Genomic DNA, 367 nt, shown 5'->3' with positions numbered 1-367 from the left:
ATGGTTTGAGTGCGGCCACTGCCTTCCTGTAGTTGCGGTTTGTAGGTTTCGGCGCAGTTGGCAATGGCGACCAAATCCCCGGCGCTGTCGTACAGGCCGATTTCACGGATCCACCAACCGCCCTCATTCTCCGGGATAACCTGCTCGGCAATAATCTGGCTGGTATTGACCGGGTCAATGCTCAAGGCATTCAGCGCTGCCCGGCGTTTCTCGCCGATAAGCTGGGTTTGTGCTGGATTGGGCGCGGGTAAAGCACCGCCGCCGTCGCCCACGGCCATTTGGGTGATGTCTAATCGGGTGCCGAGCGCGGTGGCGTTCGCCAGTTTGGCCGCCCCGACGTGGGTCAGAAGTGCATAGAATCTAGCGG

1 protein-coding gene is annotated in these 367 nt (G+C 60.2%); it reads right to left on the bottom strand.

Translation table 11 applies throughout. From position 1 onward, the window contains the following. Positions 1–367: phage tail protein (locus tag DBA33_RS20505; protein WP_240442746.1), on the bottom strand; the 367-nt coding region annotated here is incomplete at both ends.

It is taken from the genome of Yersinia sp. IP36721 (assembly GCF_003634395.1).
Lineage (GTDB): Bacteria > Pseudomonadota > Gammaproteobacteria > Enterobacterales > Enterobacteriaceae > Yersinia > Yersinia entomophaga.
The sequence above is the reverse complement of the archived record's forward strand: the minus strand, read 5'-3'. Positions and strand labels throughout refer to the sequence as shown.